The following is an 18,479-nucleotide window of genomic DNA, read 5'->3' as shown; positions in this document are numbered from 1 at the left end:
ATTTACGGTTCAGATTATTTTTTCTACAATTCGGTAATTAATTTTTCTTAAGGCAAGTGTTTGAACATAAGTTTGTTTCATAATCAAAAAACAATAGTATTATGAAAACAATAGCTGTATTAGTAGCCATTTTATTAGGATCCTTAGTTCAGGCTCAAACAGAAGAAACAGGAAGCATCACCGCGACAGTACCTAATGTTAGCGGGACTGAAGGAAATGTTAGATTCGGTCTTTATTCTGCAGAAACATTCATGAAATCTGCCCCGGAATTCTCTGTAGATGCTGAGATCAAAGACGGAAAAGCCATCGCTAATTTTGAAAGTGTCCCTGCAGGAACTTATGCCGTTCTCGTAATGCACGATAAAAACGGAAATGGCAAAATGGATTTTGATGCAAACGGAATGCCCCAGGAAAGTTATGGCTCAAGTGGGAATACGATGCCATACGGACCTCCTGTTTGGGAAGAGTCAAAATTTGAATTTAGCGGCGAGAAAAAAGAATTAGAGATTAGATTCTAAAAAGATAAAATAAGCCAGAATCATTTCATCAATCAATTAATCATCATTAAACCCTTCTGCATCAGGAAGGGTTTTTTAATAGATAAAACAAAGTTAATTCTTATTTAAAATAAGAAAAACTTATACCTTTGTAACAAGTAAATCACCAAAATGACAATTACCCAACTCCATTACGTTCTAGCCGTAGCAGAACATAAAAACTTTACAAAAGCTGCCCAAAAGGTCTTTGTAACCCAGCCTACTTTAAGTATGCAGATCCAGAAACTGGAAGAGGAGCTTGAAGTTACTATTTTCGACCGTACTAAAAAACCAATTCAACTTACTGAAGTTGGAGAAAAAATAGTGCAGCAGGCCCGGAACATTGTAAATGAAAGTGACAGGATACAGGATATCGTGGATCAGCAAAAAGGTTTTATAGGCGGAATTTTCAGGCTTGGGGTGATCCCAACCATAATGCCTACTCTTCTACCAATGTTCATTGGTAGTTTTATGAAGAAATATCCCAAGGTAAAACTTAAAATCGAAGAGCTACATACCGAAGCCATTCTGGAAAAATTAAAGGAAGGTCATTTAGATGCAGCTATCGCGGCTACTCCACTGGAAATTGAAGGCATCAAAGAGAATGTTCTCTATTATGAGCCTTTTGTACCATACATCCCTTCAGATCAAATGAGTAATGATTCTGAAAAGATCAACGTGGAAGACCTGGATATTAATAAGATCCTGTTACTCGAGGATGGTCACTGTTTTAAAGATGGAATCATCAATCTATGTAAAGCTTCAAGGGAGTATGGTGAGGATCAATTACAACTGGAAAGCGGAAGTTTCGAAACACTTATTAAATTAGCAAATGAAGGGCTAGGTATGACCCTGCTTCCTTATTTACACACACTGGACCTGAAAGAATCTGAAAAAAAGAACCTTAGAATGTTCAAAGATCCGGTTCCGGCCAGAGAGGTGAGCTTAATCTATAACCGAAGTGAGTTGAAAATGCAGATCATAGAAGCGATACGAAGCACTATTGCGGGCGTTGTGAAAGGTGCAATCACTTTTCAGAATGTGCAAATTATTAGTCCACTCAATAAAAAGAAAGACTATACCACCAATTAAAAAAAAGCGGCTAAAAGCCGCTTTTTTTTAAGTATTTAAATAAATTAAACATTGATTAAGTTCGGGATTCTGCCTGGTTAAAGCGATTATCCATAATCTCAGCTCCTCTATTTCATGAGGTAGTAATCGATCGATCGCTTTTTTAACCTCTTTACAGAACAAATTAGCATCAAAACTTACCTTATTCAGTACAGTTTTGGTGTATTCAAACATCGCTCTCGCCATAATTTGAAATTGATTTAAGTTAAAGTTAGGTTGACAATAATAAGTAGTATTCTACTATAGGCAGTATGATTTTTTGGTAGGTTAAATATAGAAAACCTATTTCATTTTAACAAAATTTTTCAAGTTTTAATAATCTTAAAAACGATTATCTCCACTTATTACATCACCAATTCCGCCGAGGATACTTCCTTCTCCTTTATCTTTTCCGCCTCCTTGTGGGGCAGCCTGATGAATTCTGCTGGCAAGTCGGCTAAAAGGTAAAGATTGTATATACACTGTACCTGGTCCGGTTAAGGTTGCAAAGAACAATCCTTCGCCTCCAAAAAGGGTATTTCTTATTCCTCCCACAAATTCTATATCGTAATCTACAGTTTGATCAAAACCAATAATACAGCCGGTATCTACTTTCAATTTCTCTCCAGGCTGTAATTCCTTTCTGGCCATGGTTCCGCCGGCATGAACAAATGCCATCCCGTCTCCTTCCACTTTTTGCATGATAAAGCCTTCGCCTCCAAAAAAGCCTCGGCCAAGTTTCTTACTGAATTCTATACCAATGGAAACTCCTTTGGCCGCGCATAGGAAGGCATCTTTCTGGCAGATAAATTTACCTTTAAAACGAGTGAGATCTATCGGGATAACCTTACCAGGATAAGGTGAAGCAAAACTAATCTTCTTTTTGCCCTGTACCTCGTTAGAAAAAATAGTCATAAAGAGACTTTCACCTGTAAGAAGCCTTTTACCAGCACCAAGAACTTTTCCCAGGAATCCTTCATCCTGTTTGGAACCATCTCCAAAAATGGTATCCATTTTTATACCGCTGTCCATCATCATAAAGTTTCCGGCTTCAGCGATTACGGCCTCCTGAGGATCCAGCTCGAGCTCTACGTACTGCATTTCTTCCCCGAAGATCTGGTAATCTATTTCATGTGCATTCATAATTAAAATTTTTGATTGATGAATTGTAAATCTAATCTATAGGTATAGATCCTGAGGTTTCTGTTACCGCTTTGACTTAAGTTTAACAGTCCATTCAAATTCAAAAACCGAAACTTCTATTCCATCTTCATTTATTCCAACAGATTTCATCCAGAACGTTTGTCCTTCTCCTGTTTCTATTGTTTTCTCTAAAGCCTCATTCACTTTATTACCGTCATAACAGGTAAATTTGATTTTACCGGTAGCTTTTTTAGTGAAACTTGCCTTATTCTGAGCAACGAGCATAGACACCTTCTTATTAGATTCCTGAATCTTACTCATTACAAGTGCTCCTGTACTTAATTCTGCCGCCATGGCCTGCACGGCAAAATACATGGAGTTGAATGGATTTTGATTTATCCAGCGGTGTCTAACTCCTACCTCACATTCAGTTTGGTCTATATGTCTTACCCTCACCCCACATAACCAGGCACTTGGTAATTTAAACATTAAAAAAGAATTGAGTTTTGAGGGTGATAGCTTCATTTGAAAGAATAATTGATTGAATTTTTCATAAATGTACCAATTATGTTCCAGTAATCAATTCTTAATTTTTTGTTAATTTTTAGTACTTTGTTTTGCATAATACCTTCTTTTAGATATATATTTGTATAAGATTCTAATAGGTTATAAACTTTATCAATCAAAATCATCATGAAAAAATCATTTCACACTCAGACAATTGACATATCGAATGATCAACATCAAACGATAACGAGAACACAAATCTATCTTGCTGTAGCTTTTATCTACATCTACTTTATAACAGTAATTTTCTTTTAATATCAATCAGAACAAAATCAATTTAGAATGACCACAGAAACCATCAATCCTAATAAAACCCTGGCTACCGTACTTCATCTATCGGTATTCACAAAATATTTCATACCACTGGGGAATTTCATCTTTCCCATGTTGCTATGGCTGTCAAGAAAACAGGATCCGTTTGTAGATCATCATGGACGAAATGCCCTGAATTTTCAGATTAGCATGTTCCTCTACACGGTATTTATTGTAGCAGTTGGAGCCGCAACTTTTGTTTATTTCGGTATGAAATTCACTGTAAATGAGCCTTTGTTCTTTGAAACAGATTCATTTGTAATTGACAATTTTTCTGACGCCCTGCCTTTCATAACCATCGCAGGGATACTCGGAATAATTTTACTAGGCCTTTTTATCCTTGAACTATTTGCGGTCATCAACGCAAGTATTAAGGCGAATGAAGGAAAATTGTATAATTATCCATTAACCATCAATTTTTTAGGTTCGGAAGGACCGGACTTTACTAATCATCAATCAGATCAATCAAAAAATGAACAGTTTAATGACACCCAAAAACAAACACTATGAAGATTGAAAATACAAAAGCCCAGATGCGTAAGGGTGTACTGGAATACTGTATTCTCTCGGTTTTAAGAGATGAGGATGCCTATGTGGCAGAGATTCTGGACACTTTAAAAGACGCTAAGCTTCTGGTAGTGGAAGGTACTATTTACCCATTGCTTACCAGGCTTAAAAACGCAGGCCTTCTCAATTACAGATGGGAAGAGTCCACCAGCGGGCCACCAAGAAAATACTATGGCCTCACCGAAACAGGCAAAATTTTTCTAAGGGAACTAACAGGTACCTGGGAAGAATTGCAATCTGCAGTAAACATCGTAACCACTCAAAAAAAGAAGAACCATGAATAAGACCGTAAATATAAATCTTGCCGGCACTTTCTTTCATATAGATGAGGATGCCTATGCCAGACTTCAACGATATCTGGAGGCGATTAGGCATTCATTCTCCAATACACAGGGACGTGATGAGATCATCTCAGATATTGAAGCTCGTATTGCTGAATTATTTAATGAAAAGATCAAAAACGACCGACAGGTAATCAGTATAAAAGAAGTAGAAGAAGTAATCACTATCATGGGGCAACCCGAAGATTATATGGTGGATGAAGAGATCTTCGAAGATGAACCAAAACGAACCAGGTCTACAAAGACCGTTGGAAAACAATTATTCCGAGATACAGAAAATGGTCATGTAGGAGGAGTTTCTTCCGGTCTTGGGCATTACCTGGGAATTGAAGCTATCTGGGTGAGACTATTATGGATCTTACTTACGATATTCTCCAGTGGAGCCTTTATTTTAATATACATTGCTTTCTGGATCTTTGTTCCTGAAGCTAAAACCACTGCCGATAAACTGGCAATGCGCGGAGAGGAGGTAACCGTCAGCAATATCGAGAAAAAGATACGTGAGGGTTTTCACGGGGTTTCAGATAGTATAAAAAATGTAGACTATGAGAAATATGGTAAGCAGGCCAGCGCCGGTGCCAGCTCTGCAGCTACAACCCTTGGTAGCATTATCAAGTTCTGTCTGAAACTATTCGTAAAATTCGTAGGAATACTATTATTGTTAATCGCCGGATCTACTCTAATAGCCCTTTTTGTAGGATTATTCGCCGTAGGCACTTTCGGGATCATCGATGCACCCTGGACAGATTACATTAACATGGTAAATAGCGGAGCACCAATCTGGCTTATTTCATTGTTAGTATTTTTTGCCGTGGGAATCCCGTTCTTCTTCCTATTTGTTTTAGGACTGAAGATATTAGTGAAGAATTTGAAATCCTTAGGTAGAATAGCATTGCTTACTTTACTTGGAGTTTGGTTGATTTCAATTATAGGTCTTACTGTAGTAGGAGTTAGCCAGGCAACGAACAGAGCCTTCGATGGCGAAGTGGCTAATACAGAAAAGCTCGGCGTGTTCCCTACAGATACTCTTTTCCTCAGGATGAGAAACAATCGTGAATTTTCCAAAAAAACCTGGAGAAGTTCAGATTTTAGGTTGGCTTACGATAATAACCAGAAGATCATTGTAGGCAATGATATCAGGTTAATCGTTAAGTCTACTCAGGATTCTCTCGGTAAATTGGAGATCATAAAGTTTGCTGAAGGAAAAGATTACCAGGATGCTAGGGATAGAGCAGCAAATATTCGATATTCAACCAGTTTGATTGGGAATGAATTATTGCTAGACAGCTATTTTACTTCAGATGCAGATTATGGTTACCGCGACCAGGAAGTACAGGTCACTGTTTATTTGCCAGAGGGAACCATTCTGTATGCTGATGATAACACTTCATCTTTTCACCGGAATTATGATTCCTATGGTGATATTTTAAACAGTGGTGAAGAAGGTTATTTTCTCAAGATCATGGAAGATGAAACCCTTTGTGAAGACTGTCCTGTGGAAACCTGGGAAAATGAAGATAACACCTGGGAAGAAGATGAAGAAGACTGGGATAGCTCAGACGATTTCAACACCGGGGAAACTAAGAACAGAAATAACCCGGAGGACCCTGAAATTGAGAATGAAGACATGAACGAGCAGGAAGAAAATCCGGCCGTAACAGACACAAACAAAGTAGATCAAACAATTTAACTATGAACTCTCTAATAAATCTTGTTATAAGTTTTGTTTTGGCAATTCTGTTTGGGCAACAAACAGAGGAACCAAAAACTGCAAACTACGAAGGGCAAAACGATCCCATTGAGATCTTTGAGACCCTTGAGTGCCGGCAACAGGTGCTGGAATGCTAACCGGCCAAAGCAAAAGCCTCCATCTGGAGGCTTTTTTTATATTTGGATGAATCTAAATTTTCAACATGATCAAAAAACTACCTCTAGTACTACTTATCATTTTTATTTCCTGTAAAGCACAGGATAAAGTAAAAGGCAGCCGAAATGTAAAAACTGAACAATACGACCTTAAATCTTTTCATAGCATCCAGGTAAAAGGTGATTTTGAAATAGGGATACTCAAGGGAAGTAAACCCATGATAGAGATCGAGGCTGATGACAATTTGCATGACCTGATACAGACAGATGTGATCGATGGCGTGCTCTACATAAAACCAATTAAGAAAATAAGCCGTAGCAAGAGGCAGGAATTAAGGATCACATTTTCTGATACTTTGAAAAGTATCCTTGTTGCCGGAGAAGTTAAATTATCATCTCTTCAGGATTTATTCCTGAATGATTTTGACCTACAAACCAGAAAGGAAGCCAAAGCTTTTTTAACTCTTACGGCAAGGTCCTTCAGCCTCATTCAAAGCGATGATTCTAAAGCTGAACTCAATGTTACTGCTACAGACTGTTCCTGGCAACTAAACCAGTCTTCTGAGGTTAAAGCTTTGGTAAATGCTTCGATTTTCAATGTAGATATCTATGAAAAGGCTTCGGCTAGAATTGAAGGAGATGTAAAGGAAATTAAAATAAGAGCCGACCAGTCTTCAAATTTCGACGGCGAGAACCTAACCAGTATTCAGGCAGAGATCCTGGCTCAGGGTAATTCAGAAATAAAGGTGAATGCTATAGACAGCTTGAATATAAGGGCGAATGGTAACAGCGAAATTGAAGTATACAATGAACCAAATATCAATATTCTTGAATTCAAAGATGAAGCCATACTGGCCAAAAAAGAATTTGGTAAAGGCCTTTTTAATTAAATCGGAACTGCTAAAGTTTTCAGAAAGCCAGTTATATATTTATATGAACTAGTAATTTTACCGGCTAATTTTAAATATTGGAATCATGAAATATTTATTTAAATCCGTGCTATTATTACTTGTTCTAAGCCTTGGATTTGTTGCCTGCCGAAATACAGAAAAGGACGAGGAGAAAACTGAAGTCCAGAAAATGATGGAAGACCCAGATAATAAAGTTGAAGTTAAGGACGGAGGCGACAAGATCAAGATCGAAACTCCTAAAGGTGACGAGGTGAAGATCAAAAAAGATGGTGATGAATATAAGAAGAAAGTAGATCGTGCAGATGGCAGCGAATCTAAAGTAAAAATCGATGGTGACGAGGTAAAAGTGAAAACAGATAATTAGATTATTATCTTACGCCAATAAGCTAAAAAATCCCGCAAAGGCGGGATTTTTTTTGTTTTTATTCCAATTCAAACCTAAACCGTTTCAGGTCTGGTTTGAGGTTTTTGAATGTCTTCTTCGGTTTCGATTTCGGCTAAATAACGTTCAGCATCAAGTGCTGCCATACAACCTGTACCGGCTGCTGTTACAGCCTGTCGGTAGATCTTATCCTGAACATCTCCTGAAGCGAATACTCCCGGAATGTTGGTTTTAGTAGATTTACCTTCAGTAATGATATAACCAGTATCGTCCATAGTGATCCAATCCTTGAAGATATCAGTATTCGGTTTATGTCCAATAGCCACGAAGAATCCTGTAATATCGATCTCTTCCTTTTCTCCGGTTTGGTTATTTACCATTCTAAGACCTTCTACCACCTGTTCTCCCAGGATCTCATCTACTTCAGTATTATATCTTAAGTCTATATTTTTGGTATTTTCAACTCTATGCTGCATTGCCTTAGAAGCTTTCATGTAATCCTTACGCACCAGCATGGTCACTTTATTACAAATATTGGCAAGATAAGTAGCTTCTTCCGCAGCGGTATCACCACCACCAACGATTGCTACATCCTGACCCTTATAGAAGAATCCGTCGCAAACCGCACAGGCAGAAACCCCACCTCCACGTAATTTTTGCTCACTGGGTAATCCTAGATATTTGGCCGTAGCACCTGTGGAAATAATAATAGATTCTGCTTCTATCCATTTAGAATTATCTACGCAGGCTTTATGAATACCTCCTACTTCTTTAGAAAATTCCACCTCGGTTATCATTCCTATTCTAACTTCGGTTCCAAAACGTTCTGCCTGTTCCTGAAGATCCATCATCATCTTAGGACCATCGATTCCTTGCGGATATCCAGGGAAGTTATCTACCTCTGTCGTGGTAGTAAGCTGCCCTCCAGGTTCCATTCCTGTATACATTACTGGTTTCATGTCGGCTCTGGCAGCATAGATCGCCGCAGTATATCCGGCAGGCCCCGAACCTATGATCAAACATTTTATTCTTTCTATATTATCACTCATTGTCTTTAATTTTCACTGTCTAAAAGTAGGAAGATTAATAGAAAACTTACATCTTTTGTTATTAAGATCGTCTATTTGTTAATAAGCCCTAAAAATAATGACAGAAAACCGCCACAGTTAGAGCAAAATTAAAAGATAAAATTACCTTTGCCAAGCATGGAATTGAGTTTGTTCAATATTCTGGATATGCTGGGAACCATTGCTTTCGCAATTTCGGGAGCCCTTTCTGCCATGAATCGAAGGCTGGATCCCTTCGGGATATTTATCATTGCATTTGTTACTGCCATTGGTGGTGGAACGGTGAGAGACATTCTGGTTGGCGAAAACCCCGTATCATGGATGGAAAATACGGTCTATGTATATCTTATAGGCATAGTTACCATATTTGCTATCATTTTCAGAAATAAACTCAACTATCTTAAAAAATCCCTTTTCCTATTTGATACCATCGGGCTGGGTGTATTTACGATTACCGGGGTAGAAACCGGAATACAAAATGGACTGGATCCTATTATTTCAGTAGCTCTTGGTGCCATGTCTGGTACTTTTGGCGGGGTAATCCGTGATATTCTTTGTAATGAAATTCCTGTTATTTTCAGAAAAGAAATTTATGCAACAGCCTGTTTGATTGGAGCCCTGGTATTTGTTACACTTCACGACCTAAATGTGGATACCGACCTTATTTACTTAATAACTTCACTAATCGTGATCGGGATAAGGATCCTGGCGGTGAAATACCACATCACACTTCCCTCTTTTTACCCGGTACATCCGAAAAGTAGCAAAAGAAGACCATAGGCTTCAATTAACTGATTACCAATAGTTTCAGTATCTTTATAAAAATTTACTGAATGGCCACACAGGAGAAAATAATTATCGTAGAAAATGATATTCCTATGGCTGCGAAGTTGTCTTTACAATTAAACCGCCTTGGTTATAAAATTACTGGTATTTTTTCCCGGTCTAAAGATGCTCTCTATTTTCTTGAACGGGAAGTCCCAGACCTTATCCTACTTGACGATAAATTGAAGGGTAAGCTTAATGGTTTGAATGGAAACCAGCCCTCCTCTCCTATTATTTACTTTAATAAAAGCTCAGCAGAAGCCATAGAAAGTCTAATCCCCCGTTCAGTAAAGCAAAAGAAAGGGCTATTGAAAAAGGAATTGAAAAATTCCCTGAAAAAGATCCGAAAAACTTCACAGAGGGTATTATTCGATAAGAATAAACATTACATCCTTAAAGATCGCATTTTTATTAAGCACAGGGATAGAATGCTAAAGATCTCACTGGACGATATCCAATATATAGAAGCCGACAGGAATTACTGTAAAGTCTATTCCGAAAATAAAAATTATCTCCTGGTTACGACTCTTAAGGAAGTTGAAGAAAAACTTATTGATAGGAGATTCTTGAGAATTCATAGATCTTATATCGTTAATATTAGCCATATAGATGAAATAGGTGGGAATTATGTTGTCATTTTTGGCCATTCCTTACCTCTTAGCAAGAACATGAGACAGGAGTTATTCAATCACTTGCAGGTTATTTAAATTTCCTTTTGCCAAGATTAGCCATTTTCTTACCCCTCCGGTAAGTAATTCCCTGCCTTCGGTAAATTTTTCAATACTCCCGTCCTAAGTGGCAAACGTAGCTTGAGTTTACTTCCTAAATTCCACATCGTTAACCAATTAAAATTTCTACACGATGTATTCAAAAAAAATAAATTTAATCATACTAGTAATTTCTGGCCTGTTATTTTCGTACACATATGCCCAGAATGACCGGTACCAGTTATACGTGGTTCATGAAGACCATGTAATAGACGGAAAAATGGATCAGCACCACCAGGGAGATAAAAACCTGGTAGATGCAGCCAAAAAAGAAAATATGAAGGGAATGGATTGGATCACCTTTGTTGCAGACGATAACAGGGTGATGTACCTCTCTCCTATTGACAAAATGGGAGATCTTGACAAGAATCCGTTTGAAAACCTTGAGAAAAAACTTGGTGAAGAGGCTTTTGATGATCTATTCGATGCCTATGATGGCACCTATTCACAGCACGGAGACTATATTTTAAGACTGGATAAGGAGCTATCTTATATGCCCGAAGGAATCACGCAAACTCCGGCAGGTCAGGATTACCGGGAACTTATCTTTTACCATATTCCTCCGGGAATGGAAGAAAAGGCAGAGGAGTTAGCCCGTTCCGTTAAGAAGATGTACACAGAAAAGAATTCAAAGATCCACTATAGGTTATATAAATCAGGATTTGGAACCATGGGAAATTATTTCATGGTGGCTGTAGCGGCAAAAGATGCCAAAGACCTGGAACAACGCAGAGAAGAAAACACCAATATGCTGGGTGATGAAGCCGAGGCTTTACGTGAAAAGATTGAAAGTACATTTTCAGATATAGAAAGGGTTACAGGTCATTTAAAACCTGAATTGTCTTATGTTCAAAATTAAAATTACAGATATGAAAAGCTTATTATTAACCATAATTGGCCTATTCGTTATAGTCAATGCCGTTAATTCCCAAACGGTTTATAAGAATTTACAGGATCTAAGAGATGCCTATGTAGAAGCGCTAAAGAATTCTGATACGGAAACCATTCTTAATCTATATTCAGATGATGCCAGTATCCATAGTGTGGATGGAAAACTGGTGAACGGTTCTAATGAAATAAGGAGTTTATACAACGATTTCTTCAAAAATTCCAAGGCTACAATTGAGTTTAAGAACGTCTCTGAAGACAAGCTTTCCGATGATATTTTCTTTTACCACGATAAGGTCTTTTTGAATATTGAAGGAGACGAAAATACCAGAGACATTGAAGTTGTAAATATCGCTCAAAGAGTAGATGGAAAGTGGAGAGTCATCAAAAGTTACAGATGGCCAAAACCATAACAATAGATTGACATATAGATATCCCTTAGTTTACCATCTTCACCCTGCTATGCCTGGTAATTCATATTAACCATTTAATATAATTATTATGCAAATTAGACTTAAAATTGCCAGTTTTCTCACTCTATTATTGATCTCTCTAGTTTCCATGGCTCAGGAAGGAGAGAACCAGGCATTTCTGGTACATGAAGACAGGGTTAAACCATCGATGACGAGAGAATACGAAAAAGTATCTAAAGATCTCGTATCGGCCTGCAAGACAAATAATGTGAAGAACATTAACTGGTCTGTCGCATCGATGCATGACGGAACTTACCTGGCTATCACTCCCATTAAAGACCTTGCCGATATCCAGAATTTCAATTTTGAAGACCTTAGGGAGAAAGTTGGAGATGCGAAATTCAACCAGATGTTTGAGAATTTCAATAAATGTTATTCGAACCACGGAGATTACGTAACTATTTTAATGCCATCACTCTCTTATATGCCAGATGGCCTTACCACAAATACAGAAGGTAAGAATTACCGCGTTTGGCACAGATTGGATGTTTCCCCGGCAAATATTCAGAAGGTACAGGATAAAATGAAGGAGTTGAAGGCACTATACGCCTCTAAGAACTCAAAAATGCATTATCGAATCTACCAAAGCGGGTTCGGGAATGTAGGAGATTATTTCGTTGCAGTAATTTCAGCTAAAGACGCTGTAGATTATGACTCCATGAGTGCAGAAAACCAGAAGCTTATAGGGGATGAAGGGAAAAAGATCTTCGACGAAATGTTCGAATATGTTGATGCATATACCGTAAAGAGAGGCAGCATGAGACCAGATCTTGCATACCAACCAGAAGAATAAATTAAAACAATCTAAAACCAAAAATGATGAAAAAGTTAATCATCCTAATCCTTATGGCCTTTATGGTCATAGGATGTAATCAAACAACAAAAGAAGAAGAAAAAGAGGTTAGATACACCCAGGATTCTCAAGAGATCAACACCTTGAAAGCTGCCATTAGTGATTATGAAAAAGCAGACTGGGAAGCAATGAAAAATCACTATGCAGATACGGCCCAGATATTCCATAATAGTAACCAGGGAAAACGTATAGCTGATATAGTTAAACAACATCAGGAAAGTCTCGGAAATTTAGACAGTTATGGATTCATAGCGGACGAAAATGAATATGAAATGGTTCTTACCGACGATGGGAATACCTGGGTGAATTTTTGGGGAGACTGGAAAGCCACCTTACCCGGGAACAGTAAGGATGTGGTAGTTCCCGTACACCTCACTGCCCAGTTTAAAAATGGAAAAATAGTGAGAGAACACGGCTATTGGGACAATGGAATAATGACCATGGCCATGCAGCAAAATGATACGATCCAGGAAGGACAGGAATAGTTTTTAAAAAATTAGGATTATGAAAACAGTAGGGATAACCGGCGGATCAGGTTTCATTGGCAGCTATATCACCAAAAAGTTTCTGGATGAAGGCTACAAGGTTAAGGTCTCAGTTACCAATATCTCAAAAAGTGATAAATATGAGCATCTATTTGAACTGGGAAATGAGGATAATCTTTCCATAAAAGACCTGAATGTTCAGGATCTTGAATCTCTAAGAAGTTTTACTGCCAACTGTGATTTGATAGTTCATTGCGGAACACCTTTTCAGCTAGGTGTAGAAGATCCGAAAAGAGATCTTTTTGAACCAACCATAAACGGAACTGAAAATTTCCTGAAGATCGTAACCAAAAACAAGGATCTCGAAAAGGTCATTTTCGTGGCTTCGGTTGCGGCCTTTAATACCTCCTTCCCCTACCCTGTAGCCGGTAGGGATCCAGATCACCTTTATACCGAAGAGGATGCCCCCTACCTGGACGAGGCCAATATTCCTTATGCCCAGGCTAAATATTATGCAGATCAGACTGTAAGAAAGTTTATAGACAGTCATCCCGATTTAAGTACTGAAATAGTCTCTGTTTCCCCGGTAACGGTAGTAGGTGACCCACTTTCTAACCGGGAAGACTCTACCTCGGTAAATCTTCAGCGGGTATTTAAATCTAAAAATGCACCAGGACCATTTATTCAGACTCTGTTTGATGAAGATGTTGAATTCGCCCTGGTGGATGTGGAAGATGTAGCTGAAGCAGTTTTTAAAGCTGCTATCCAAAAGGGAAACCATGCTAAGAATTATTTGTTGACCAGTGAGAGCTGGAGGATTTCAGATATCTCTAAAATGTTGAATGGCGATAAACCAGAGGGAAATGCCAGAATGGTTTATAGTAATGCCCTGGCCCGGGAGGAGCTTGGAATGGAGTTCAGACCAGCCAAAGAACCTCTAAAAAGATTCAGTAAAATATAAGTTTTAATATTCGAAAAAATGAAAGCAAAAATAAAAAGTCTAAAGCTAGGATTGTTAATCTTGTTCCTTGCTTTCGGTGTTAAGTTTTATGCCCAGGACGCGGCAAAAATAGACCCGGATCATTATAAGGTTGAACTAGAAAATGATCAGGTAAGAGTACTGAGGATCACATACAATTCTGGTGACGAATCTAAAATGCATAGTCATCCCGAGGGTGTAGCTGTTTTTTTAACAGATCATACCGCTGAAATGAAAACTGACAACGGAAGTATAATTGAAATGGACGGTAACGCAGGTGATGTGCTTTGGGTTGATCAGGCCAAACATCAACCTAAAAATATGGGAACTAAGCCTTTTGAACTAATCCAGGTAGAGCTGAAGAATAATCTGAAGGTTACTGGTAGGAAAAGCTTACATCTATTCGAACTTCCAGATGGGGTAAGCGAAAAACAACTGAGCGATTTTTTAGATGAAATGAACCAGGCCATCAGTGATGAGGGTTACCCTGGTGCAGGTTACCATCTTTATAAGATCAGCGATCAGCATGATAAATACAAATACTTTATGGAAGGAGTATGGCCAGATGCTGCGACCTATGATAAGATCCATGATTCTGAAAAATGGAAAAATGCTGCAGCAAAGGGTAAAGATATGATCGATAAGATCCAGGCAAATGAACTATACCTGAAAGCAGAAAAAGTAAATTAATTTTGAAATAAGAACCAAAAAAAACGGGTGCTGATAATTTTGAATTATAGCACCCGATTTTTATTTCTTTATATTATTAGTGAGGGAGCTTGTCCCTTAAAAGTCCGTAAATAAAAGTGCCCAGGATCGCAGAAAGGAATACTACGATCACAGAAACATATCCTGCACCTATAAGCGTATAGATTGGTCCCGGACATGCCCCGGCAAGTGCCCAGCCGAGTCCGAAAATGATTCCACCGAACATATATCTGCTAAAACTCCTATTCTTCGGAACGAATTGTATCTGCTCCCCGTTCACATCTTTCAATTTCTTCTTTTTAATGATCTGGATTCCCAGAACTCCCAGGAATAATGCCGAGCCTATAATACCGTACATATGGAAAGCCTCGAACCTGAACATTTCATAGATGCGAAACCAGGAAGCCGCTTCAGATTTGAACATTACGATTCCTAATAATATACCTGTAAATAAATATCCTATAACTTTCATATCTTAAAATATTAAAGGGAACAATAAGTGAATCATTACCAGACCTCCAATGAAAAAACCAATAACTGCAATAAGTGAAGGCATCTGCAGATTACTTAAACCGGAGATCGCATGCCCTGAAGTACATCCACCGGCCCATCTTGCGCCAAATCCTATCAGGATTCCGCCAATAATAAGAATAGCCAGAGATTTTAAATTCGTTAGAGCCTCCAGGCTATATAGTTCATCTGGCAAATAAGCCTCCCCTGAACTTTGAAATCCCAGGTTATTAAGATTTTGAACTGTTACGGGATTGATCGCTACTGCAGGATCTGCGGTAAGAAAATTCATGGCGATAAAACCTCCAATTGCCGCTCCAGTGATCACGATAAGATTCCATCTCTGGGCTTTCCAGTTAAAGTCGAAAAAGCTAGCCTTATTATCGGCACCACACATGGTACAGATCGTTCTAAGGTTAGACGACATTCCAAATTGCCTTCCCTGAAAGATCAACAGGAACATGATAAGGGCGATAAGAGGCCCGGCAACATACCATGGCCAGGGTTCCAAAATAAATTCCATAAACATTTTTATTGAGTTGCAAATAAACGATAAGAATGCCCTAAATTCAGTAACAATGGTTACAAATAGGCTTCCCTATCAATTTTCAGAACAATAATCTGCGATATTTTGTAGTACCTTTTGGGAAAGCCTTACAAGAGTCTGTGAACTCCAGCCGGCACTCTTGCTGTGAGCGATTACCCTTTCTAAATTTTCGGTTTCTTCGGAGAGTTCCTTCTTTCCGTCCCCATCGAAAATAGCAAAATTGCCTTCTTTCTTAATCCAATTTCCAAAAGCTTGCTCATTAAAGGGAAGCCCTAACGAAGTATTGATCAGTATCTTTCCATTACCTAAGATTTCGAATTCCTTCTCTCCCATTAATTCTGTATTCTTGGGAAGATGGAATGATATCAATTCACAGGTATCCAATAATTCATTGAATTCAAGATATTTAATACCGTTCTCTTTTTCAGTTTTCCTGTTTCTACTGTAATAATGCAGATCGGCACCGAATGGTTTCAGGCAGTCTGCCAACAACTGTCCGGTTACGCCAAATCCAATGATCCCGATTTTAAGATGTGTCAATTCCCTGGGCAGTTCCTTCCATTGAATTTCTTTATAGCCATTTAACAGCTGGATTAATTCAGAAATGATAAACTCTGCAACCCCGGGATCTCCATAATCACGAATTCCTTTTACCGAAATCCCTCTTTCCCGGGCGAATTCCACCGCTACATTTGCCGAATCATTATCGTAAAGGCTGCAGGCCATCCCTATATACTTTAGATCGTTACATTTTCCAATGATCCCCTTTCCTATCTGGGTTCTCCAGGAAACAATGATCGCATCTGCATCTTGAATTCTGTCTATTACTTCCTGATCATTTTCAGGGTAATCATGATAGACCTTCACCTCATCAGCGAATTGCTCCAGATCATTTATGGCCTGCTCATTCAATTTAGTCTCATCTACGCAAACGATTTTATTAAATTTCATGAAGAAAATTTTTATGAATTATTGCTTATCCTCAACTCGTTTCAGGATCTCTATAAATGGAGGCCACTATTTGAGATGCTGAAACAAGTTCAGTATCACGACCCTAAAAAACAAAAAAGGCTGAAATTTCTTTCAGCCTTAATTTTTACAATGGAATATTTCCGTGTTTTCTATTCGGCCTGAGCACGTGCTTATTTTCCAAAGCACTGAAGGCTTTTATTAGTTTTCGTCGGGTATCTTTAGGCATAATCACCTCATCGATAAATCCACGTTGAGCAGCTTCAAAAGGAGTAGCGAATTTCTCGGCATATTCAGCTTCTTTTTCCGCAAGTTTCTTTTCAGGATCTTCTGAAGCAGCAATTTCCTTTCTGAAAATGATCTCAGAAGCACCCTTTGCTCCCATTACCGCGATCTCTGCAGTTGGCCACGCAAAGTTAAAATCGGCACCGATATGCTTGGAGTTCATCACGTCATAAGCTCCTCCGTAAGCTTTCCTGGTAATTACGGTTACTTTTGGCACCGTTGCTTCACTTAATGCATAGAGAAGTTTAGCTCCGTGCAAAATGATCCCGTTCCATTCCTGGTCTGTTCCCGGAAGGAAACCAGGTACGTCTACAAGCACAAGAAGCGGAATATTAAAACAATCGCAGAACCTGGTAAATCTTGCTGCTTTTTTAGATGAATCTACGTCCAGAACTCCGGCAAGACTCATTGGCTGGTTGGCGATTACTCCTACACTTCTTCCTCCAATTCTTGAAAAACCAACAATAATATTATCAGCGTAATCTTTATGCACTTCAAAGAAGGTGTCGTCGTCTATAATTCCTTTTATAACCTCATGCATATCATAAGGTTTATTGGAACTATCAGGAACTATGCTTTCAAGTACTTCTCTATGTTCATCTCCTAATTCAAATGGTAATTTTTCAGGTGCAGTCTGATTGTTCTGAGGCATATAGCTTATGAGCTGCTTAATATTCTCAAGACAGATAATATCATTGGAAGCGGTGAAGTGAGTAACCCCAGATTTTGTAGAGTGCGTACTTGCTCCTCCAAGTTCCTCTGAAGTTACATTTTCGTTCGTAACAGTTTTTACCACATTTGGCCCGGTGACGAACATATATGAAGTATCTTCAACCATCAGCGTAAAGTCGGTCATCGCTGGAGAGTAAACCGCTCCACCGGCACAAGGTCCCATTATTGCCGAAATTTGAGGGATCACCCCGGAAGCTTTTACATTTCTATGAAAGATATCGGCATAACCACCAAGAGACTTTACACCTTCCTGAATTCGTGCACCACCGGAATCGTTCAAACCTATCATTGGAGCGCCAACCTTCACGGCCATATCCATCACCTTACAGATCTTCTCTGCATGTGTTTCAGATAAGGATCCTCCAAAAACAGTAAAATCCTGTGCGAAAACGTAAACCAGCCTTCCATGAATGGTTCCGTAGCCGGTGATGACACCATCTCCGTAGAATTTCTGTTTATCCATCCCGAAATCGGTTGTACGGTGAGTCACTAAAACTCCCATTTCTTCGAATGAATTCTCATCCAACAAATATTCCACTCGCTCACGAGCAGTTAACTTCTTCTTTTCGTGCTGCTTGGCTATTCTTTTCTCTCCTCCACCTTTGTGGGCTTCGGCGATCTTTTCTTTTAATTTATCGAGGTTCTGACTCATCTCT

General features: G+C 38.7%; 24 protein-coding genes. 16 read left to right on the top strand and 8 right to left on the bottom strand.

The genetic code is table 11. The features are described 5' to 3' along the window. Positions 1-101 precede the first annotated feature (101 nt). On the top strand, positions 102-518 hold the full coding sequence (locus tag ML462_RS06525; protein WP_240712979.1) for a DUF2141 domain-containing protein: 417 nt from the start codon (positions 102-104) through the stop codon (positions 516-518). A gap of 150 nt (positions 519-668) precedes the next feature. After that, complete coding sequence (locus ML462_RS06520; protein WP_240712978.1) at positions 669-1,628, top strand: hydrogen peroxide-inducible genes activator; 960 nt, start codon at positions 669-671, stop codon at positions 1,626-1,628. Between the two features lie 27 nt (positions 1,629-1,655). Here ML462_RS06520 and ML462_RS06515 read toward each other — a convergent pair whose 3' ends face one another. From ML462_RS06515 to ML462_RS06505, 3 genes are all read right to left on the bottom strand, one after another. Next, on the bottom strand, positions 1,656-1,853 hold the full coding sequence (locus tag ML462_RS06515) for a hypothetical protein (protein ID WP_240712977.1): 198 nt from the start codon (positions 1,851-1,853) through the stop codon (positions 1,656-1,658). A gap of 135 nt (positions 1,854-1,988) precedes the next feature. Further along, entirely contained in the window at positions 1,989-2,789 is an 801-nt protein-coding gene (locus ML462_RS06510) for a TIGR00266 family protein (RefSeq protein ID WP_240712976.1), read from the bottom strand. 63 nt (positions 2,790-2,852) lie between these two features. After that, on the bottom strand, positions 2,853-3,314 hold the full coding sequence (locus tag ML462_RS06505) for a DUF4442 domain-containing protein (RefSeq protein WP_240712974.1): 462 nt from the start codon (positions 3,312-3,314) through the stop codon (positions 2,853-2,855). Positions 3,315-3,638: 324 nt separating this feature from the next. On the opposite strand from ML462_RS06505, the gene ML462_RS06500 reads away from it, so the two are divergent. From ML462_RS06500 to ML462_RS06475, 6 genes are all read left to right on the top strand, one after another. Further along, entirely contained in the window at positions 3,639-4,178 is a 540-nt protein-coding gene (locus tag ML462_RS06500; protein WP_240712972.1) for a DUF4870 domain-containing protein, read from the top strand. Further along, positions 4,175-4,519, top strand: coding sequence for a PadR family transcriptional regulator (locus ML462_RS06495; protein ID WP_089664992.1), 345 nt, complete (start codon positions 4,175-4,177; stop codon positions 4,517-4,519). Before ML462_RS06500 ends, ML462_RS06495 begins: the two co-directional genes overlap by 4 nt. Further along, complete coding sequence (locus ML462_RS06490) at positions 4,512-6,266, top strand: PspC domain-containing protein (protein WP_240712971.1); 1,755 nt, start codon at positions 4,512-4,514, stop codon at positions 6,264-6,266. Before ML462_RS06495 ends, ML462_RS06490 begins: the two co-directional genes overlap by 8 nt. A 2-nt stretch (positions 6,267-6,268) precedes the next feature. Beyond that, a complete protein-coding gene (locus tag ML462_RS06485; protein ID WP_240712970.1) occupies positions 6,269-6,424 on the top strand; it encodes a hypothetical protein in 156 nt (51 codons plus the stop codon). Between the two features lie 65 nt (positions 6,425-6,489). Beyond that, positions 6,490-7,332, top strand: coding sequence for a GIN domain-containing protein (locus ML462_RS06480; RefSeq protein WP_240712969.1), 843 nt, complete (start codon positions 6,490-6,492; stop codon positions 7,330-7,332). 85 nt (positions 7,333-7,417) lie between these two features. Continuing rightward, positions 7,418-7,717, top strand: coding sequence for a hypothetical protein (locus ML462_RS06475; protein ID WP_240712968.1), 300 nt, complete (start codon positions 7,418-7,420; stop codon positions 7,715-7,717). Positions 7,718-7,791: 74 nt separating this feature from the next. On the opposite strand, the gene trxB is transcribed toward ML462_RS06475, so the two are convergent. Then, positions 7,792-8,784, bottom strand: coding sequence for a thioredoxin-disulfide reductase (gene trxB, locus ML462_RS06470; protein WP_240712967.1), 993 nt, complete (start codon positions 8,782-8,784; stop codon positions 7,792-7,794). 156 nt (positions 8,785-8,940) lie between these two features. Here trxB and ML462_RS06465 point away from each other — a divergent pair, with 156 nt between their 5' ends. The 8 genes from ML462_RS06465 (at position 8,941) to ML462_RS06430 (ending at position 14,762) form a co-directional block, all read left to right on the top strand. Further along, positions 8,941-9,582 (top strand): trimeric intracellular cation channel family protein, encoded by a 642-nt coding sequence (locus ML462_RS06465; RefSeq protein WP_240712966.1) that lies wholly within the window; start codon positions 8,941-8,943, stop codon positions 9,580-9,582. A gap of 53 nt (positions 9,583-9,635) precedes the next feature. Beyond that, the gene (locus tag ML462_RS06460) at positions 9,636-10,334 is read left to right on the top strand and encodes a LytR/AlgR family response regulator transcription factor (RefSeq protein WP_240712965.1); all 699 of its coding nucleotides are present in this window, start codon (positions 9,636-9,638) and stop codon (positions 10,332-10,334) included. Positions 10,335-10,488: 154 nt separating this feature from the next. After that, positions 10,489-11,253 carry a hypothetical protein gene (locus tag ML462_RS06455; RefSeq protein ID WP_240712964.1) on the top strand — a complete coding sequence of 255 codons (765 nt, stop codon included), beginning with the start codon at positions 10,489-10,491 and terminating at the stop codon, positions 11,251-11,253. A gap of 10 nt (positions 11,254-11,263) precedes the next feature. After that, positions 11,264-11,695 carry a YybH family protein gene (locus ML462_RS06450; RefSeq protein ID WP_240712963.1) on the top strand — a complete coding sequence of 144 codons (432 nt, stop codon included), beginning with the start codon at positions 11,264-11,266 and terminating at the stop codon, positions 11,693-11,695. Positions 11,696-11,783: 88 nt separating this feature from the next. Next, positions 11,784-12,548, top strand: a complete 765-nt coding sequence (locus ML462_RS06445) for a hypothetical protein (protein ID WP_240712962.1) — start codon at positions 11,784-11,786, stop codon at positions 12,546-12,548. 23 nt (positions 12,549-12,571) lie between these two features. After that, positions 12,572-13,093, top strand: a complete 522-nt coding sequence (locus tag ML462_RS06440) for a nuclear transport factor 2 family protein (RefSeq protein WP_240712961.1) — start codon at positions 12,572-12,574, stop codon at positions 13,091-13,093. A gap of 19 nt (positions 13,094-13,112) precedes the next feature. After that, positions 13,113-14,054, top strand: coding sequence for an NAD-dependent epimerase/dehydratase family protein (locus ML462_RS06435; protein ID WP_240712960.1), 942 nt, complete (start codon positions 13,113-13,115; stop codon positions 14,052-14,054). Positions 14,055-14,072: 18 nt separating this feature from the next. Then, entirely contained in the window at positions 14,073-14,762 is a 690-nt protein-coding gene (locus tag ML462_RS06430; RefSeq protein ID WP_240712959.1) for a cupin domain-containing protein, read from the top strand. Between the two features lie 76 nt (positions 14,763-14,838). Here ML462_RS06430 and ML462_RS06425 read toward each other — a convergent pair whose 3' ends face one another. The 4 genes from ML462_RS06425 to ML462_RS06410 all read right to left on the bottom strand — a co-directional run bounded on the left by ML462_RS06425 (position 14,839) and on the right by ML462_RS06410 (position 18,475). Continuing rightward, positions 14,839-15,252, bottom strand: coding sequence for a DUF6691 family protein (locus ML462_RS06425; RefSeq protein WP_240712958.1), 414 nt, complete (start codon positions 15,250-15,252; stop codon positions 14,839-14,841). Positions 15,253-15,255: 3 nt separating this feature from the next. Then, positions 15,256-15,813 (bottom strand): YeeE/YedE family protein, encoded by a 558-nt coding sequence (locus ML462_RS06420; protein WP_240712957.1) that lies wholly within the window; start codon positions 15,811-15,813, stop codon positions 15,256-15,258. A gap of 78 nt (positions 15,814-15,891) precedes the next feature. Continuing rightward, entirely contained in the window at positions 15,892-16,788 is an 897-nt protein-coding gene (locus ML462_RS06415) for an NAD(P)-dependent oxidoreductase (RefSeq protein ID WP_240712956.1), read from the bottom strand. A gap of 145 nt (positions 16,789-16,933) precedes the next feature. Next, on the bottom strand, positions 16,934-18,475 hold the full coding sequence (locus tag ML462_RS06410; RefSeq protein ID WP_240712955.1) for an acyl-CoA carboxylase subunit beta: 1,542 nt from the start codon (positions 18,473-18,475) through the stop codon (positions 16,934-16,936). Positions 18,476-18,479: the final 4 nt, after the last annotated feature.

The sequence above is a fragment of the Christiangramia lutea genome, from assembly GCF_022489035.1.
Classification (GTDB): Bacteria; Bacteroidota; Bacteroidia; order Flavobacteriales; family Flavobacteriaceae; genus Christiangramia; species Christiangramia lutea.
Note: the sequence above shows the minus strand (reverse complement) of the source record. Positions and strands in the feature narration are given on the sequence as shown.

What these genes read in the sequence shown, in the direction of transcription:
- ML462_RS06515 (WP_240712977.1), bottom strand. Translation starts at nt 1,853, where the DNA reads ATGGCGAGAGCGATGTTTGAATACACCAAAACTGTACTGAATAAGGTA.
- ML462_RS06410 (WP_240712955.1), bottom strand. Translation starts at nt 18,475, where the DNA reads ATGAGTCAGAACCTCGATAAATTAAAAGAAAAGATCGCCGAAGCCCAC.
- ML462_RS06465 (WP_240712966.1), top strand. Translation starts at nt 8,941, where the DNA reads ATGGAATTGAGTTTGTTCAATATTCTGGATATGCTGGGAACCATTGCT.
- ML462_RS06460 (WP_240712965.1), top strand. Translation starts at nt 9,636, where the DNA reads ATGGCCACACAGGAGAAAATAATTATCGTAGAAAATGATATTCCTATG.
- ML462_RS06525 (WP_240712979.1), top strand. Translation starts at nt 102, where the DNA reads ATGAAAACAATAGCTGTATTAGTAGCCATTTTATTAGGATCCTTAGTT.
- ML462_RS06490 (WP_240712971.1), top strand. Translation starts at nt 4,512, where the DNA reads ATGAATAAGACCGTAAATATAAATCTTGCCGGCACTTTCTTTCATATA.
- ML462_RS06520 (WP_240712978.1), top strand. Translation starts at nt 669, where the DNA reads ATGACAATTACCCAACTCCATTACGTTCTAGCCGTAGCAGAACATAAA.
- ML462_RS06450 (WP_240712963.1), top strand. Translation starts at nt 11,264, where the DNA reads ATGAAAAGCTTATTATTAACCATAATTGGCCTATTCGTTATAGTCAAT.
- ML462_RS06430 (WP_240712959.1), top strand. Translation starts at nt 14,073, where the DNA reads ATGAAAGCAAAAATAAAAAGTCTAAAGCTAGGATTGTTAATCTTGTTC.
- ML462_RS06510 (WP_240712976.1), bottom strand. Translation starts at nt 2,789, where the DNA reads ATGAATGCACATGAAATAGATTACCAGATCTTCGGGGAAGAAATGCAG.
- ML462_RS06440 (WP_240712961.1), top strand. Translation starts at nt 12,572, where the DNA reads ATGATGAAAAAGTTAATCATCCTAATCCTTATGGCCTTTATGGTCATA.
- ML462_RS06445 (WP_240712962.1), top strand. Translation starts at nt 11,784, where the DNA reads ATGCAAATTAGACTTAAAATTGCCAGTTTTCTCACTCTATTATTGATC.
- ML462_RS06475 (WP_240712968.1), top strand. Translation starts at nt 7,418, where the DNA reads ATGAAATATTTATTTAAATCCGTGCTATTATTACTTGTTCTAAGCCTT.
- trxB (WP_240712967.1), bottom strand. Translation starts at nt 8,784, where the DNA reads ATGAGTGATAATATAGAAAGAATAAAATGTTTGATCATAGGTTCGGGG.
- ML462_RS06505 (WP_240712974.1), bottom strand. Translation starts at nt 3,314, where the DNA reads ATGAAGCTATCACCCTCAAAACTCAATTCTTTTTTAATGTTTAAATTA.
- ML462_RS06495 (WP_089664992.1), top strand. Translation starts at nt 4,175, where the DNA reads ATGAAGATTGAAAATACAAAAGCCCAGATGCGTAAGGGTGTACTGGAA.
- ML462_RS06455 (WP_240712964.1), top strand. Translation starts at nt 10,489, where the DNA reads ATGTATTCAAAAAAAATAAATTTAATCATACTAGTAATTTCTGGCCTG.
- ML462_RS06480 (WP_240712969.1), top strand. Translation starts at nt 6,490, where the DNA reads ATGATCAAAAAACTACCTCTAGTACTACTTATCATTTTTATTTCCTGT.
- ML462_RS06500 (WP_240712972.1), top strand. Translation starts at nt 3,639, where the DNA reads ATGACCACAGAAACCATCAATCCTAATAAAACCCTGGCTACCGTACTT.
- ML462_RS06485 (WP_240712970.1), top strand. Translation starts at nt 6,269, where the DNA reads ATGAACTCTCTAATAAATCTTGTTATAAGTTTTGTTTTGGCAATTCTG.
- ML462_RS06425 (WP_240712958.1), bottom strand. Translation starts at nt 15,252, where the DNA reads ATGAAAGTTATAGGATATTTATTTACAGGTATATTATTAGGAATCGTA.
- ML462_RS06415 (WP_240712956.1), bottom strand. Translation starts at nt 16,788, where the DNA reads ATGAAATTTAATAAAATCGTTTGCGTAGATGAGACTAAATTGAATGAG.
- ML462_RS06420 (WP_240712957.1), bottom strand. Translation starts at nt 15,813, where the DNA reads ATGGAATTTATTTTGGAACCCTGGCCATGGTATGTTGCCGGGCCTCTT.
- ML462_RS06435 (WP_240712960.1), top strand. Translation starts at nt 13,113, where the DNA reads ATGAAAACAGTAGGGATAACCGGCGGATCAGGTTTCATTGGCAGCTAT.